At 41.0% G+C, this 18458-nt stretch carries 6 protein-coding genes; 5 read left to right on the forward strand and 1 reads right to left on the reverse strand.

Annotated elements, in window-relative coordinates; all coding sequences use genetic code 11:
- Nucleotides 1-72: 72 nt before the first annotated feature.
- The 5 genes from ACOWPH_RS18910 (at nt 73) to ACOWPH_RS18930 (ending at nt 17686) form a co-directional block, all read left to right on the forward strand.
- Nucleotides 73-5844, forward strand: coding sequence for a phytase (locus ACOWPH_RS18910; protein ID WP_015216932.1), 5772 nt, complete (start codon nt 73-75; stop codon nt 5842-5844).
- Nucleotides 5845-6342: 498 nt separating this feature from the next.
- Nucleotides 6343-10884 (forward strand): phytase, encoded by a 4542-nt coding sequence (locus ACOWPH_RS18915; RefSeq protein ID WP_015216933.1) that lies wholly within the window; start codon nt 6343-6345, stop codon nt 10882-10884.
- Nucleotides 10885-11267: 383 nt separating this feature from the next.
- Nucleotides 11268-13445, forward strand: a complete 2178-nt coding sequence (locus tag ACOWPH_RS18920; protein ID WP_015216934.1) for an alkaline phosphatase PhoX — start codon at nt 11268-11270, stop codon at nt 13443-13445.
- A 683-nt stretch (nt 13446-14128) separates the two neighbouring features.
- Nucleotides 14129-16423: an alkaline phosphatase gene (locus tag ACOWPH_RS18925; RefSeq protein WP_015216935.1), complete on the forward strand. Its 2295-nt coding sequence runs from the start codon at nt 14129-14131 to the stop codon at nt 16421-16423.
- A gap of 270 nt (nt 16424-16693) precedes the next feature.
- On the forward strand, nt 16694-17686 hold the full coding sequence (locus ACOWPH_RS18930) for a FecCD family ABC transporter permease (RefSeq protein WP_015216936.1): 993 nt from the start codon (nt 16694-16696) through the stop codon (nt 17684-17686).
- Between the two features lie 115 nt (nt 17687-17801).
- On the opposite strand, the gene ACOWPH_RS18935 is transcribed toward ACOWPH_RS18930, so the two are convergent.
- Nucleotides 17802-18428 carry a Spy/CpxP family protein refolding chaperone gene (locus tag ACOWPH_RS18935; RefSeq protein ID WP_015216937.1) on the reverse strand — a complete coding sequence of 209 codons (627 nt, stop codon included), beginning with the start codon at nt 18426-18428 and terminating at the stop codon, nt 17802-17804.
- Nucleotides 18429-18458: the final 30 nt, after the last annotated feature.

Consider the following 18458-nt stretch of genomic DNA (forward strand, 5'->3'; position numbering starts at 1 on the left):
ATTATCTCCAACTTACCAGCACATAATTCTTATCAATCAAATCAAATCTGCATTTACTAAGGGATAGAAATAATGGCAACTAATTACACAGTTCGCTTTTCTCAGTTCAATGCTTCCCTCAATCGTAACACTGAGGGTCAGTTGGTAACAGATTTATCGACTTCTGATAACCTTCAAGCCCAAGCTGTAGCAGAAATCATCCAACGCGCTAACCCAGATATACTGCTGATTAATGAATTTGATTATGTAGCATCTAATCCTTTACAACCTGTAGAGTTATTACAGCAAAATTATTTAGGAATTAGTCAAAATGGTGCAACTCCTGTTAACTATCCTTACGCTTATATTGCGACTTCTAACACAGGTATTGTCTCTGGATTTGATTTAGACAATAATGGTACAGTCGGTGGCGGTAATGATGCCTTTGGTTTCGGTAATTTTCCCGGACAATTTGGGATGTTGCTGTTATCAAAATATCCCATTGATACTGCCAATGTTCGCACCTTCCAAAATTTCTTATGGAAGGATATGCCAAACTCTTTATTACCTAATATTTCTACTCCTGGTTCTGATACTCCTTGGTACTCCCCAGAAGAACAAGAAGTATTGCGTTTATCATCTAAGAGTCATTGGGATGTACCCATCCAAATTAATGGTAAGACAGTTCACGTTTTAGTCAGTCATCCTACACCCCCAGTATTTGATGGTGCGGAAGACAGAAACGGTAAACGCAACCATGATGAAATCAGATTTTGGGCAGATTACATTACCCCCGGTAAAGGTGATTATATCTATGATGATGGTGGAACAATAGGCGGTTTAACTGCTGGTTCTAGCTTTGTGATTATGGGTGATCAAAACGCTGATCCCTTTGATGGTGATAGTTTTGATAATGCCATTTTACAGCTTTTACAAAATGCTGGTATTAATACTAACTATATCCCTACCAGTGCCGGCGCTCCTCAACAAGCGGATTTACAAGGTGGTGCAAACGCTAACCACAATGGTAATCCTTATTTTGACACCGCAGACTTCGCTGATGGAACTCCCGGAAATCTGCGAGCAGATTATGTGTTACCATCATCAGATTTACAAATTACTAACTCAGCAGTATTCTGGCCTGTAGATACTGATCCAACTTTTGCACCTGTTGGTACTTTTCCTTTCCCCAGTTCTGACCATCGTTTAGTGTTTGCAGATGTGGAAGTTGGTGCGACTGAAGCAGGTAATACAGTTCCTGATGTCGAATTTTTAGGTCAGACAACTTTCGTTACAGGTTTTATTCCCAGTGGTGAAGCAGGAATAGTCAATGGTGTAGAGACTGCATTGGGTGGTTTGTCTGGTGTTACTTACGACGCGGCTCAAGGTCAATTTTACGCCATTTCTGATGATCGCTCTCAAAATGCACCTGCTCGTTTTTACACTTTCACCACCAACCCCGCAACTATTGATAGTACTGGAGTCACATTCACTCAAGTTACTCCGTTAAAAGATACAAATGGCAACTTTTTTGCCACAAATAGTCTTGACCCTGAAGATATAGTTGTCACCAACAACAATACTGTATTTATTTCTTCCGAAGGTGAAGTTAATCTCAATGCAGGTAGAGTTACCGATCCTTTCATCAAAGAGTTTAGCTTAACTACAGGGCAGGAAATTAGATCATTACCTGTACCTGTAAAATTTCTCCCAGTGGTAGAGGATACAAACGGTAGCGGTACTATCAATACTGGTGATACTCAACTTTCTGGAGTGCGTGGTAATTTAGCTTTTGAAAGTTTGACTATTACTCCAGATCAAAAAACCCTATTTACAGCAACAGAAAACGCGCTTTTCCAAGATGGTGCAATTGCTACTTTGGATAATGGTAGTTTATCTCGGATTATTCAATATAATTTGGTAACAGGTCAACCAGAAAAAGAATACCTTTACATCACAGATCCTATTGCCGAACCACCTGATCCTAACAGTACCGGATCTATCTTCAATGATAACGGATTGGTGGATTTATTAGCACTTGATAATCGGGGAACTTTCTTAGCTTTAGAACGTTCTTTTGCCACAGGTAGAGGGAACACCATCAAAATCTATGAAGTTACCCTCCAAGGTGCAACTGACCTTAGCACCATTAACTCTTTGAATAGTTTAAGTGCAGAACAACTAGCAGCTATTCAACCAACTCAGAAACGCCTACTGTTGAATTTAAATGATCTGGATTTACCCAACAGTGATGGTAATCATCCCACAGGTGTAGATAACATTGAAGGAATTGCTTTTGGTCCCAAATTAGCAGATGGTAGTCAATCTATTGTCCTAGTTAGTGATAATAATTTTGGTGCTACTCAATTCACCCAAATTTTAACATTGAGTGCAGATTTAGTACCAACTGCCACACCCACAGTTGAAACCCGTCCTGACTTATTTGATGATGAAGACCCAGGACAGGCTGAAGTAGATCAAAATGCAGATGCGGACGACCCAGCTATCTACGTCAATGCAGAAGATTCTGCGAATAGCTTAGTATTAACTGCGGTTAAAAATGCCGGAGTGCGGGTTTATGACTTGTCTGGGAATTTATTGCAAACAGTGAATCCAGGAGATATCCGTTACAATAACATCGACCTGCAATATGGTTTCCAACTAGGTGATGAAAAAATTGATATTGCAGTAGCGAGCGATCGCAATAATGATAAACTAGTAATCTTCAAAATCAACCCCAACTCTACCAACGGCAACTATTTAGAAGATATCACCGACAGCAATATCGGGACAATTTTCCAAGCTGCACCCTTTGAACCTCCCTACGAACCATCTTCTCGCAGTTCCTACGGACTCACAATGTACCGCAGTCCTTTTACCAATGATTACTATGTCTTCACAGGACGCAGAGAAACTGGAGATATAGCCCAGTTAAAATTAATCGACTTGGGTAATGGTCAAATCGGTGCAGAAAGAGTCCGAAACTTTACAGTTACTCCTCCCACTAACTTTGGTGATGTTGACCCCCAAACCGAAGGAATGGTTGCAGACCAAGAAACAGGTTATCTCTATATCGGTCAAGAAAACGTCGGTATCTGGAAATTTGATGCAGAACCCAACGGCAGCAACACAGGTACACTGATTGATAAAGTCAAAGATTTTGGTGGTAGTAATTTAGTAGCTGACGTAGAAGGTTTAACAATTTACTACGGTGCAAACGGCACAGGTTACTTACTCGCCTCCAGTCAAGGAGATAATACATTTGCAGCATATACCCGTGAAGGCAACAACGAATTTTTAGGGCGTTTTGGTATTGGTAACAACGGTGCAATTGATAGCGTCCAAGAATCAGACGGTGCAGATGTTATCAACGTCCCTCTTGGTGCTAACTTCCCCTATGGTTTATTTGTTACCCAAGATGGTAACAACGACCCAGCCAAATTAGTAGAAGATGATGGGGAACTAGTAAACGTCAATAGCAACTTCAAATTTGTCCCTTGGGAAAATATCGCTAATACCCTTCCCGATATCCTCAAAATTGACACTACCGGTTACGACCCCCGCAACCCCGTAGCCCAACCACTGCCTGTAAATGGTATAGCTAGTGGTGACACCACCCAAACTTCTACCGTTCTCTGGGCGCAAAGTATCTTCCTTGGTGAAGTCACATTTGAATATAGCACTGACCCCAATTTCACTACCATTGCGGGAACAAAAACAGCTAATGTGACTGACATCAATTTACCAGTCAAAGTCACAGTTAATGGTTTAACTCCCAACACCAACTACTACTATCGCGTTACTGATAGCGTTGGTTCAAACAGCATCGGTAAATTTAGTACAGCAGCCGCATTAGGTCAGCAAACTGGCTTGAAATTTGGTGTTTCTGGAGACTGGCGTGGCGACCTAGCACCCTATCCAGCAGTGAGTAATGCTGATGATGCTAACTTGAAATTCTTCTTAGAATTTGGTGATACAATTTACGCCGATGCCTCATCTCCCGCTGTCAAAAATCCCGATGGTACAGAAAAGGAACAAGTTACAACTTTAGAAGAATATCGCCTCAAACAAGCGGAAGTCTACGGTAAACGCTACGGACAAAATACTTTAGGCGATTTACGGGCTTCTACTTCTATCCTAGCCACAATTGATGACCACGAAGTTACTGATAATTTTGACGGTGGTGAAGATTTAGCGACAGCAAACCCAGATATACAAGCTTTATTTGGAGCAACTTCTGGCTTACAGAATGACTCACCATTGTATGAAAACGGTCTGCAAGCTTTCCAAGAATACAACCCCATTAATGACCAATTCTACGGGCAAACAGGGGATAATAAAACAGCAGGAGAACGAAAACTTTACCGTTACAATACCTACGGTAGCGATGCTGCAACTTTCGTTCTTGATGCTCGTTCCTTCCGTGATGCAGCATTACCAGATGTTACAGATACTTCTGATGCAACTCAAGTGGGAAATTTCCTTGCTGCTTCCTTTGATCCTAGTCGTACCATGTTAGGAAAAGTGCAAGTTGATGAGCTGAAAAATGATTTATTAGACGCACAAAATAATGGCATCACTTGGAAGTTTATTATGATGCCACAACCAGTACAAAATATTGGTGTGGCTCTCGCGGCTGATAGATTTGAAGGTTACGCTGCGGAACGGACAGAAATCCTCAAGTTCATCAATGACAACAATATTGATAACGTTGTTTTTGTCACTGCTGATTTTCACGGGACTTTAGTTAATAATCTCACCTATCAGTTAGCACCAGGTCAGGAACAAATCGCTACTGGTGCTTTTGAAATTATCACAGGTTCTGTTGCTTATGATGCTCCTTTTGGTCCAACTGTAGCTAATTTCTTCCTCCCTCCTGACCAAAAAGCAATTTATGATTCTCTCCCTGTCACTAATGATGTTGATAGTATCGTTAACGATAAAGATGATTTCATCAAGTTAGTCATAGATGGTGGTTTAGCTCCTTTGGGTTATGATCCCATTGGTTTAAATAACAATCTGGCTGTGGCTGATGGTTTGATTGATGCTACCTTGTTACAAGGTGATTATGTCGCTACCCACACCTATGGTTGGACTCAGTTTGATATTGATCCTGTAACTCAGAAATTGACTGTTACTACCTACGGGATTGAATATTACAACCGTGAGGAATTAGAAGCAAATCCTGATGAAATTATCAACCGTCAACCCCAAATTGTCAGCCAGTTTGAAGTTAATCCTACTCTATTAATTGAAGAATCTAACTTGGTTGTCGGGACTCCCGGTGCAGATAGCTTAATAGCTGGAATTAATTTTGATGGAGTGAACGACATCGTTTTCACTGGTGCAGGAAATGATCAAGTAGATGTCCCTTTTGGTGGAATTTTAGCTGGTAATAATCGCATCTTTACTGGTAGTGGTGCTGATATTGTTTATGTTGCTAATCATGACCGTGCTTTTGGTAGTAGTAGTGATGATGAACTCGATGCTACTGATGCCACCGACTACCGTCTTTCCGGTGGTACAGGTAACGATATCTTCTACTTAGGTGCAGACGGTCGCGCTTTAGGTGGTGACGGTGATGATCAATTCTATGTCCAAGATGGTGGTAGTAATTTGCTATCTGGTGCTGCTGGTGCTGACCAATTCTGGATTCTGACCGGCGATTTACCTGGTACGGCTAACACTGTTCTCGACTTTGAAATCGGTACTGATGTCTTAGGTATTGGCGGTCAAGGTGCAGGTTTTGACTTTACAGACTTGACCCTGAGTGGTAATAGTATTGCTGTGGGTAGTACAACTATTGCAGTTCTCAATGGAATTAATACCACTAGCTTGACTGCTGCTAATTTCGCCTTCTTGTAAAAAGCGTCTTATGGAGAAACGAACCGCAGAGGACGCAGAGAACGCAGAGGAATAGGAGTTTGGGAGAGTTTTTGCGTAAATCCTAAAGTAAGGGGAGAGAGAAAGGTTTTCTTTCCCCTCCTCTGTTTTTAATGGATCTAATTGCTATAAAAACGCCTGATTCACAAACGCAAAAAATCACTATTTAAATAGTAGCATTTTAAAATTCCATATCAAAATCCTGTAACATTTGACTTCTTAACCTTTTGTTATTTAGTTCTTAATTTTATTGAGATAGGTTTTTGTTTGTAGTTAAGGTTTTGATCCTTTCCTCAAAATTCTCAAAAGACTAAAATCCCGACTACAAACCTAAGAATTCAGGAGTCAGGAGTCAGGAGAAAGAAGGAAGAAGAATATTTTTCTCTTCTGTTTCCTTTCCCTGCTATATCAACCATTCTGTGTCCTGAATCCTTGACTACAAACTAACTAATGCTCATCTTTTAATTACAGATATTTACCATGACCAATACAATTCAACTTAATCAAATAGGCACAATTCAATTAGACGGTGCAGAAATTTCTGATTTTGATCCCAAGTCTCAACGCCTTTTCGTGATTGGTGAATCTGAAGGCAACCCAGTTATTCAAGTAGTAGATGTTTCTAACCCAACTGACCCCAATAAAATTACCAACATTGATTTTTCTGGCTTAGGTGGCGGAATTCAAAGTGTCGCAGTCAGAAAAGGTATAGGAACAGAAAATAGTATTTTTGCTGTGGCAATTTCTGCTAACAATAGTACCGATTCCGGTAAAATTGCTTTTTATGACGCTGTGACTCTCACTAAACTTTCAGAAGTGATAGTAGGGTCTTTACCCGATATGATAACTTTCACTCCCGATGGTAGCAAATTACTTGTTGCTAACGAAGGAGAACCAAATGAAGATTATACAATTGACCCTGAAGGTTCAGTTAGTATTATTGATGTTTCTGGAGACATTGCCAATTTAGATAATAGTAAAGTTACAACTGCCGACTTTACCGCATTTAATGGGCAAGAAGCAACTTTAAAAGCAGCAGGAGTAAGACTGTTTGGGCTTAACGCTTCGGTAGCTGAAGATTTTGAACCAGAGTATATTGCAGTTTCACCTGATAATCAAACTGCTTTTATCACGCTACAAGAAAATAATGCTGTTGCTGTTCTTGATATAGCCAGCGGAACTATTACCGACGTTGTACCTCTGGGTTTTAAAGACCATAGTTTAGCAGGAAATGGTATTGATGCTAGTGATAGAGACGATGGTATAAATATCCAAAATTGGCCTGTTTTTGGGATGTACCAGCCAGATGCTATCAACTCTTTCCAAATTGGTGGCAACACTTACTACATCACTGCTAATGAAGGAGATGCTCGCATTCGTCCTACTGGTGATGATATTTTACCTGCACCTAATGATGGAGAAGGTGATATTTTTAATGAAGAAACAAGGGTTAAAGATGTCATACTTGATCCAACTGCTTTTCCTAATGCTGCTGAATTACAAAAAGATGAAAATTTGGGTCGTCTGATCATTACCAATACCTTAGGAGATACAGATGGAGATGGAGATTTTGATCAACTTTATGCTTACGGCGCTCGTTCTTTCTCCATTTGGAATTCTCAAGGTCAATTAGTATACGATAGTGGCGACCAGATTGAACAAATTTTGTCACAACAAACACCAACCTTTTTCAATGCAAACAACGGAGATCCTGACGATTTTGACACTCGTTCAGATAATAAAGGCCCTGAACCAGAAGGTGTAGTAGTTGGTGTTATTGATGGCAAAACTTATGGATTTGTGGGCTTAGAACGTGCTGGTGGTGGGGTAATGGTTTATAATCTGAGTGACCCAACTGCACCTGAGTTTGTCCAGTACATTAGAACCGAAGGTGATGTTAGTCCTGAAGGTTTAAAATTCATTTCTGCTGAAGATAGTCCTAATGCTAAACCAATGCTGACAGTTGCTAATGAAGTTAGTAATACTGTGAGCTTTTATGAAATACTTCCTAGTGCTGCACCTACAGTTGAAACCACTCCTGATTTATTTGATGATGAAGACCCAGGACAGGCTGAAGTAGATCAAAATGCAGATGCGGATGACCCAGCTATCTACGTCAATGCGGAAGATTCTGCGAATAGCTTAGTTTTAACTTCAGTCAAAAATGCCGGATTGCGGGTTTATGATCTATCTGGTGAATTATTGCAAACAGTGAATCCTGGTGGAATTCGTTACAACAACATCGACCTGCAATATGGTTTCCAACTGGATGGAGAGTCAATTGATATTGCCGTTGCAAGCGATCGCAATAATGATAAACTAGTAATCTTCAAAATCAACCCCAACTCTAGCAACGGCAACTATTTAGAAGATATCACCGACAGCAATATCGGCACAATTTTCCAAGCTGCACCCTTTGACCCTCCCTACGAACCATCTTCCCGCAGTTCCTACGGACTCACAATATATCGCAGTCCTTTCACCAATGATTACTATGTCTTCACAGGACGCAGAGAAACTGGAGATATAGCCCAGTTAAAATTAATTGACATCGGCAACGGTAAAATTGGTGCAGAACTAGTCCGAGAATTTACTGTACCTACAATTAATGGCATTGACCCCCAAACTGAGGGAATGGTTGTAGACCAAGAAACAGGCTTTCTCTACATTGGTCAAGAAAATGTCGGTATCTGGAAATTTGATGCAGAACCCAACGGTAGCAACACAGGTAAACTGATTGATGTAGTCAAAAGTTTGGGTGGTAGCAATTTAGTAGACGACGTAGAAGGACTAACTATCTACTACGGTGCTAACGGGACAGGTTACTTAATCGCATCCAGTCAAGGAGATAACACCTTTGCAGCATACACCCGTGAAGGAAACAACGAATTTTTAGGGCGTTTTGGTATCGGTAACAACGGTGCAATTGATAGCGTCCAAGAATCAGACGGTGCAGATGTTATCAACGTCCCTCTTGGTGCAAATTTCCCCTATGGTTTATTTGTCACCCAAGATGGTAACAACGACCCAGCTAAACTCGTTGAAGATGATGGGGAAATAGAAAACGTCAATAGCAACTTTAAATTTGTACCTTGGGAAAATATTGCAAATACCCTTCCCGATATCCTCAAAATTGACACCACCAGTTACGACCCCCGCAACCCTGTAGCCCAACCCAGATTAACTAATTACGAATTTGACAACCTACCCAAATTAGGAACAACTTCCGCAGGTCAAGATATCTTTTTAGGTGGCTTCTCTGGGTTGTATTTCCAAGGAGTAGCAGCTAATGGTAACTTGAAATTTGTCACCCACACAGACCGGGGGCCAAATGGAGAACCCACAGGTCAAAATAGACCATTTCTATTACCCGATTTCCAACCAGAAATAGTTAGCTTTGAACTTAATCAAACTACTGGTGAAATCAGCATTACGAAGAGAACTGGGTTATTCGCATCAGATGGAACAACACCATTAACTGGACTTCCTAATCTGCAAGCAGGGTCAGGAAACACAGCTTACACCGATGAAATTGGTGTAGATTTGAATGGTCAAGTCCTACCTAATGATCCTTTAGGTGCTGACGTAGAGGGTATTGTTGTTGCGGAAAACGGTGACTATTGGATGGTTGATGAATACCGTCCTGCGATTTACCATTTTGATGTTAACGGTAAATTGCTTGACCGTTTTATCCCCCAAGGAACAGCCACAGCACCCGAACCCGACCAAGCCGCAGGAACTTTTGGGACTGAGGTATTACCAGCAGTTTACTCCCAAAGACGAGCTAATCGGGGATTTGAAGCGATCGCATTAGAGGGTAATAAGCTGTATGCTTTTATTCAGAGTCCCATTGATAATCCTGATAATGCTGGAGATACAACATCTAGAAATTCCCGCAATTTGCGAATTCTGGAATTTGACATCATTTCTAAACAGGTAACAGGTGAATATCTCTACCTTCTCGACGATATTACAGGTAGTGGTACTGCAAAAACAGATAAACTTGGTGATGCTGTTTCTTTGGGTAACGGAAAATTTGCAGTTGTCGAAAGAGATGATAGAAGTGATAACACTTCTAATAAACTCATCTACCAAATTGATTTAGCAACAGCTACTAATATCAATAATCCTGCCAACTTTAACTTACCATCTGGTAAAACTATTGAACAACTCACCCCATCTGAGTTAGTAACTGCTGGAATTACTCCCGTTAGTAAGAGTTTGATTGCTAATGCTGCACAATTGGGTTACACAGGAGTTGAGAAATTAGAGGGTTTAGCATTAGTTTCACCCAACACTCTAGCTTTAATTAACGATAACGATTTCAACGTTGCCGGAACTACAACTCCCGAAAAATTGGGTATTTTGGAATTACCCTATAACCTTGTAGAAGTTCCTGAACTTGTGTTTGGTAGTCCCAATGCAGATACTTTAATTGCAGGTGCTTCGGTCAATGGAGTTGTTAAGTTCGACGGTATTCAAGACACTGTATTTACTGGTGCTGGCAATGATGAAGTAGATGTTCCCATTGGTGGCAGTTCGGTAGGTGACAACCGCGTCTTTACAGGTAGTGGTCAGGATACCATTTTTGTGAGTGATGGCGATCGCTCTTTTGGTGGTAGTAGCAATGATGAAATCGACGCTACAGAAGCCAGCAACTACCGTCTTGCCGGTGGTACAGGTAATGACATTTTCTATTTAGGTGCAGACGGTCGCGCTTTAGGTGGTGACGGTGATGATCAATTCTATGTCCAAGATGGTGGCAATAACTGGCTATCTGGTGGTGCTGGTGCTGACCAATTCTGGATACTCACTGGTGATTTACCCAGTGATGCTAACACCATTGTTGATTTTGAAATCGGTACTGATGTTTTAGGTATTGGTGGTCAAGGTGCAGGTTTTGACTTTGCTGATTTAACCTTAAGTGGTAACAGCATCGCGGTAGGTAGTACAACCATTGCAATTCTCACTGGCATTAACACCACTAGTTTGACTGCTGCAAATTTTGCCTTCGACTCATAAATTAGTTTAGGCAAATCAGGGAGAGGATAATTATCAATCCTTTAAAAGCGATCGCATTCCGGGTGAAGTGCGATCGCTTTTTATAAGGACAGTATAAAATAATACATCTTATGTTTTTTTAAAATTTCTATATTGAGGTTAATTTTATCTCATTAAATATCACTATTTTTAATCAAAAAATAGCTACTCCATAGTCGTATCTTAACCTAAAAAGCGCATTTTAATTAGTGCGTGATATTGAATAATCACTACATTTAGGTTTTTCTAAAGCCATCAAACAAAGAAGGGTTTATAAAACCTTTTCTTTACGGTTCTTAGCTTTTGTCACTACTGCTTGGGAATTGATTGATAAGTAAATATTGTAACGATAATTGAGGAATTTCATGACTAATACGCCATTCGATACAACCCAGCCCGCCCAAGTACAAGGACTAGACGGTTATACCGTAGATCCTATCTTTACTGTTGGGGAAACCATAGACGGTTATACACCTCCCGGCATTCTCGATGGTACAGGTGCGTTTGAACTAAATGAAACTACAGTTCGAGTTCTGGTTAACCATGAAACCGCCAATAATGTCGGTTATGCTTATACCCTAGAAAACGGCACTTCCTTAACTGGTGCAAGAATCAGCTATTTTGATATTGATAAACGCACCCTGCAAATAGTTGATTCCGGTCTGGCTTACGATACCATTTATAACCGGGCTGGTGAAATTGTAGATGAAGCTTCTGACTTAGAATTTAGCGGTATCAACCGCTTTTGCTCCGCTAACTTGATGGAAGCCAACCATTTCGGCTCCGGCAAGGGTTTTGCTGATACTATCTACTTTGCTGGTGAAGAAACCGATGGCGGTACACAATTTGCTCTAGATACTGCTACTAATGAACTGTGGGCTTTACCCTGGTTAGGTCGTGCGGCTTGGGAAAGCGCAACCGAACTAGATACGGGTAATACAGATCAAATCGCTTTATTAATAGGTGATGATCGCGAAACTGCTCCATTAATTCTATACGTTGGCGAAAAGAATGCTAATGGTGACGGCAGTTTCTTAGATCGCAATGGACTAGCTGAAGGCAAATTATATGTATGGGTTGCTGACGATACAGCAAATGCCTCAGATGCAATTGAAGCTGACCCCAGAGATTTTAGCGGCAGTGGCAGCAGCACAAATGGTAAGTTTGTGGAAATTGACTACTACCGTCTCGACCTAGCTGGTACTAATGGTTACGATGCTCAAGGTTTTGCTACCCAAGAGAAACAGGATGCTCTTGCAGCGGCTGCTGGGGCTTTTAAATTCTCCCGTCCTGAAGATGTAGCCACCAATCCCTTCGATGGGACTGAAGCTGTTTTAGCTTCCACTGGTCGCCCAGAAGTCTTCGATGGTAAAGATACTTGGGGTACAACCTATAAAATTGACGTTGATTTTGGTGCAAGCGAAATCACAGCTAACCTCAACATCCTTTACGACGGTAACGATGAGGGTAACAAAGATTTTGGTCTGCGTAGCCCTGATAACTTAGATTGGGCTGATAATGGCTTGATATATCTTCAAGAAGACCGCGCCATTGGTGCTGACCTTTTTGGTGCAACTTCCGGAGAAGAAGCTTCTATTTGGGTTCTTGACCCCGACGCAGCTGATCCCGCTGCCACTGCAACCCGCATAGCACAAATAGATCGCTCTGGTGTACCTTCAGACCAAACTGATTCTAGCCCTACAGATATTGGTAACTGGGAATCTTCCGGTATTCTTGATGTTTCCACCCTGTTTGGTAACGCGCCTGGTACACAGTTCATCCTTGATGTCCAGGCTCACAGTCTTCGTGATGGCAACATCATCAATGTTCCCGGCGTTGATACCGATGGAGATGGTACAGTTGAGGCCAATGATAACTTAGTGCAAGGTGGTCAGTTACTGTTTTTGATCAGTCCTGATGCTTCCTTAATCCAAGATGAAAACCTTGTATTTAGCTCTTCTAATGCAGATGATTTAGTAGCTGGAGTTGATTTTGATGGAGTCAACGATATCGTTTTCACTGGTGCTGGAAATGATGAAGTAGATATCCCCTTTGGTGGTAGCCTAGCTGGTAACAACCGCGTCTTCACAGGCAGTGGTGCTGATATTGTTTATGTTGCTGATGGCGATCGCTCTTTTGGTGGTAGTGGCAATGATGAAATCGACGCTACAGATGCCACCGACTACCGTCTTGCCGGTGGTACAGGTAATGACATTTTCTATTTAGGTGCAGACGGTCGCGCTTTAGGTGGTGACGGTGATGATCAATTCTATGTCCAAGATGGTGGCAATAACTGGCTATCTGGTGGTGCTGGTGCTGACCAATTCTGGATTCTGACCGGTGATTTACCCGGTACTGCTAACACTGTTCTCGACTTTGAAACCGGTACTGATGTCTTAGGTATTGGTGGTCAAGGTACAGGTTTTGACTTTGCTGATTTAACCTTAAGTGGTAACAGCATCGCTGTAGGTAGTACAACTATTGCAATTCTCACTGGAATCAATACCACTAGTTTGACTGCTGCTAATTTCGCTTTTGTTTAGTAAGAGTTCTCCAATTAAAAAAATATCCCAAAATTTCTTGTGGTGCGGGCCGAAAAGCCCGCTAATAATACAAGGACGGGCAAGATGCCCATCCCACAAGATTGGATCATCTTTTTTGTGGAGTTCTCTAATTAGTTTAGGCAAAATGGGAGAGGTATATTTTATTACCTCTTTCATTTTTTCTTTTTAGTAATGCAGTTCATGATTTATTTACTAGTGAAGAATCTGAACTTATTTGCATAGTAGAATTTGTGGTATCTTGTTTATTTTAAATAATGCATAATTTAAGAGATCATTAATCATAATCGTTATCACCATTTTTTCTGAAGAAGAATATTTTTGACCCAATCCCTCATAAATTTTAGATATACTACTTCATAGATTAAGACATAAACTAACAACACACAACCCAGATACCAAAAGGTTTTCAAGCCATTTGCTTCTCGCATATTATAGACGTAAGTGCATAGTATTCTTAAGCCATATTAAACAAATCAACTATTATTCTTAACCTTGAGTTTATTTTTATATGACATCTTAAATGAAGACGAAACAGCAACATAAATATCTTATTTATTGATATTGTGTAAGGGCAATTTTGATAATTGTTATCATTACAAAAATACTCAATAAATATATGAATAGCATTTTTGTCGCATTTAAACAAAGGAAAATAAACCATCATGGCTAAAAATACAATTATTATGATCGGCGACGGTATGGGCTGGGAAATGGCTCGTGCTGCGGCAATAGCTAAAGAAATTGAAGCTGGGGCAACAGGTACTACTCTCGCAGATTTTTATACAGAAGGGAAGGGAACAGGCTTAAGTTTCCAAAACCTATCAGGCTATGGGTTAGTAACAACCTACGGGACAACAATTGCAGGTAACAATGGTACGTTTAACGTATCGAACACAGCACGGAACGATGCTAACCAAACCATCAACACTCCAACAGGCACTGCTCCCGTACGTGAAGGTTTTGAATTTGATCCAACCTTCAATCCTGGAACTACACCTAATGGTGGCGCAAAAGTTAGCGAAGGTGCAGTTGGCAACCTTGTGGGTTACGACCCAGTACAGGGCGGTATCAATCCTTGGACACCAGGTAACAATCCTGAATATATCAAGTACAGCTATCCCGATTCGGCCAATACTGCTACCACTCTCTACACCGGAGTCAAGAGCTATAACGGTGCTATTGGTGTAGATATTTTCGAGAATCCTGTAGAAAGTATTCTTACCCAAGCAACCCAGCAAGGTAAATCAACTGGTTTAGTATCTTCAGTACCTATTGACCACGCAACCCCTGGTGCTGCTGCGGCTAACGTTAACAATCGGAATAAGTTCGATGAATTTGGTGTTATCGACACAATTCTTCAGCAAGAGTTAGGTATTTATAAACCTACTGTTCTTTTGGGTGGTGGTCATCCTTTATCTAATGTTAATAACCCCCTACCCGCAGAAGTAGAACCTCCCAGTGATCATTTGTATATATCTGAGGAAACCTACGCAGAACTCAAGAATAATCCCACAGATAACATCTATGGTTACACATTCTTAGAGCGTGGTCCTGATGCAGCAGAAGTTTTAGCCGAGACAGCATCTCAACTCGACCCTGAAAAGGGAGATAGACTACTTGGGGTTTATGGTGCTAGAGGTCAAGATGGCAACTTACCCGTCAGTTCTGCTAATGGAGACTACAGTACAACTGGTTTAGGGATGTTTACTGTATTTGCTTCTCAAGGGCAAAACCCAGATACGGTGCGTCCGTTGTTACCTGGTGAAACAGACGAGTCATTTATTGCTCGTGAAATTAATGAAAACCCCACCCTCGATGATCTCACCAAAGCAGCTTTAACTGTTCTAGAAAAAGACAAAGACGGTTTCTGGTTGATGGTAGAAGCGGGTGATGTTGACTGGTCAGCCCATGATGACAACATAGATAACATGATCGGTACTATGTTGGATTTTGATAAATCGGTGCAGTCAGTAATGAATTGGATTGAAGCAAATGGCGGTTGGGAAGAAAACCTACTTGTCGTTACTGCTGACCATGACCACTATCTCACCCTAAATCAAGATTTTCCCGAATTATTGCGGAATCAAGGTGGTGAAGCCCTCACAGATATAGACACAGTAGAAGGATCTGGTCATTATTGGGGTTCTTCAGAAACCACTAAATATGGTTGGGGTACTCACACTAACCGTCCAGTTCCTGTTTATTACCAAGGTGCTGGTTCTGAAGTATTGGATGGGTTGGTTAGTCAAGGATATGAAGCTTATGGCTACGATATTCCTGGCATTGACGGTTTGGGAGATCAAACCCACATTTATCAGACCATGTTTGCCGCAGTTACAGAAGAAGCTGAGAAAGAACTGGTTTTTGGAACATCTGACAGCGACACCTTGATTGCAACTGTAGATATAGATGGCGTTCAAGATACTATCTTTACTGGTGCAGGTAACGACGAGATAGATTTTGCATTCAATAGTGATGCTCGCCGCAACCGAGTTAATTCTGGTAGTGGTGATGATCTTATCTATGTTAGTCGGCGCGATCGCGCTTTTGGTACTGAAGGTAATGACGAATTTGATGCTACAGATAGTCAAGGTGAGAACCGGATGTCTGGTGGTGCCGGCAGTGATATCTTCTACCTGGGTGCAGATGATCGTGCTTTAGGTGGCGACGGTGACGATAAATTCTATGTCCAAGATGGTGGCAATAACTTGCTCTCTGGTGGTGATGGTGCTGACCAATTCTGGATTCTGACCGGCGATTTACCCGGTACTGCTAACACTGTTCTCGACTTTGAAACCGGTACTGATGTCTTAGGTATTGGCGGTCAAGGTGCAGGTTTTGATTTCACAGACTTGACTCTGAGTGGCAACAATATTGCTGTGGGTAATACAATCATTGCCATTCTCATTGGAATCAATACTACCAGCTTGACCGCTGCTGATTTTGCCTTTGTGTAATAAATTGGGTGAGTAGGAGTATCAAAATCTGATTTCTCATCAGCACTCGTGGGAGACTAATGCAGATTTGTGAAATTCAAAAATCTCAATTGATTAAAATTTGTGGATCGTTCTTGTGCGGGGGAGTAATACTTCCTCGCTTTTTTGTGCTGCCAATCTCTCTGCTAAATTGTGGCAACATTCTATAATTAGATATGGCAATTCCTATTTATGTGAAGTACAAGCAGTAATAATTAAACGCAGATGGACGCAGATAAACGCAGATAGAAAATGCAGACAATCTTCACAAAACATCGCCTACTCTGGGCAATTTTACTTCTCAGTAGCGCCTTGGTAATTACGCTGTTACTGTCTCTTTCTCAAGGTGCTGTTTCTATTAATTTTTCGGAATTTTATCAAGCATTAATGCGCCAAGGCGATCCAATTAAACAAACTATTCTTTGGGATTTACGGCTACCTCGCATTGTAGCGGCGCTGATTGTGGGTGCGGCTTTGGGAATGTCTGGCGCATTGTTACAAGGGATGTTACGTAATAGTTTGGCTGACCCGTTTATATTGGGAATTTCTGCTGGTGCAGGACTAATTGTCATTATTATGATTGTTTTGCAAGTTTTCCCGATAGCGATTCCTTTAGCGGCTTGGTTGGGGGCAATTTTGACCTCTGGGATAGTTATTTTCCTCGGTCGGACTGGTTCGGGTATTTCAGTGGAAAGGTTGATTTTAGGTGGGGTAGCGGTGAGCGCTTTATTTGGTTCTGTGCAGAGTACGTTGTTATTAATGGCGGAAGATGGACAGGTGCAAATCGCGCTTAGTTGGTTGGTTGGTAGTTTAAATGGTCGAGGTTGGCAAGAAATTTATACAGCGGGGCCTTATATTATTGTGGCTTTGCTGGTGGGGTGTTTGTTGGCGCGATCGCTCAATGTCCTGGCTTTGGGTGATGATATGACTGTAGGGTTGGGAGTTTCGTTAATGCGATCGCGTTTATTAATTGGTGGTGTTGCCACTTTATTAGCCGCAGGTGCTGTTAGTATTGGTGGTTTAATCGGTTTTGTCGGTTTAGTTGTTCCTCATGGTGTGCGTTTAATTGTAGGCACAGATAACCGTTTTGTTTTACCACTTTCAGCCCTTGCAGGTGCGTGGTTATTAATGTTTGCAGATTTACTTTCTCGACTAGGCGCAGTAGAACTTCCTGTCGGCTCGGTGACTGCTTTGTTGGGTTCACCATTGTTTATTTGGTTGCTTTATCGTCGTTCTAGTAATTAGTGATTGCTAAAGGCAATTATAAAAAAATAATTTAGGATTACTATAATAGGAAATTACGCAGAGAATTTGCTGATCAGAAATTAGCTACAGATAATTACACACTCTAATTTCAGCATTAGTTGTTGTATGAATCGTTTCTGTTGTATGAATCATTTCTGTTGTATGAATCATTTCTGTTGTATGAATCATTTTTGTTGTAGGAACTGTTTCTGGGATATCTACGGTATTGTCTCAATTTGGCTTGTTGTTCCGGTGTCAGAATTGCCTGAATTTCTTGTTGTTGCTCACGTGTAATTTCGCGTATTTCTTGTCTTTGCTCTGTTGTCAGATTTAGCGATCGTAGTTTTCTCATAGACAGTTGATTCTGACCATTACTACCAGATTGTAATTGCTGTTGCTGTTGAGGAGATAAAAGTGCCAAAATTTTCTCTTCACTTTCCTCTCTAATTCGTCTTATTTGTGCTTTTTGAGTGTTAGTTAAATTAAGTTCTGACATTCTTTCTGAAGCTAGATTTAGATCTGTTGATGATCTAGAACTTCTTTCATTCTCAGTAGAGTTGTTGGGGAAAGATGTAGAATCTCGTCCATTATTGTTCTCATTAGAATTATTAGGAAAAGATGTAGAAACTCTCTCGTTATCAGTAGAATCATTAGGCAAAGATAATCCACCATTAGGAGATAATTGACATCCTAAAGTGAAAATAGCAATTGCAGCAGTACCCAACATCAGCTTATAGTTCATAAATTGATACTCCCTCAGTACATTTCATTT

Origin of the sequence: Anabaena sp. PCC 7938, assembly GCF_049315035.1 — a bacterium.
Lineage (GTDB): Bacteria > Cyanobacteriota > Cyanobacteriia > Cyanobacteriales > Nostocaceae > Anabaena > Anabaena cylindrica.

What these genes read in the sequence shown, in the direction of transcription:
- ACOWPH_RS18910 (WP_015216932.1), top strand. Translation starts at nt 73, where the DNA reads ATGGCAACTAATTACACAGTTCGCTTTTCTCAGTTCAATGCTTCCCTC.
- ACOWPH_RS18915 (WP_015216933.1), top strand. Translation starts at nt 6,343, where the DNA reads ATGACCAATACAATTCAACTTAATCAAATAGGCACAATTCAATTAGAC.
- ACOWPH_RS18920 (WP_015216934.1), top strand. Translation starts at nt 11,268, where the DNA reads ATGACTAATACGCCATTCGATACAACCCAGCCCGCCCAAGTACAAGGA.
- ACOWPH_RS18925 (WP_015216935.1), top strand. Translation starts at nt 14,129, where the DNA reads ATGGCTAAAAATACAATTATTATGATCGGCGACGGTATGGGCTGGGAA.
- ACOWPH_RS18930 (WP_015216936.1), top strand. Translation starts at nt 16,694, where the DNA reads ATGCAGACAATCTTCACAAAACATCGCCTACTCTGGGCAATTTTACTT.
- ACOWPH_RS18935 (WP_015216937.1), bottom strand. Translation starts at nt 18,428, where the DNA reads ATGAACTATAAGCTGATGTTGGGTACTGCTGCAATTGCTATTTTCACT.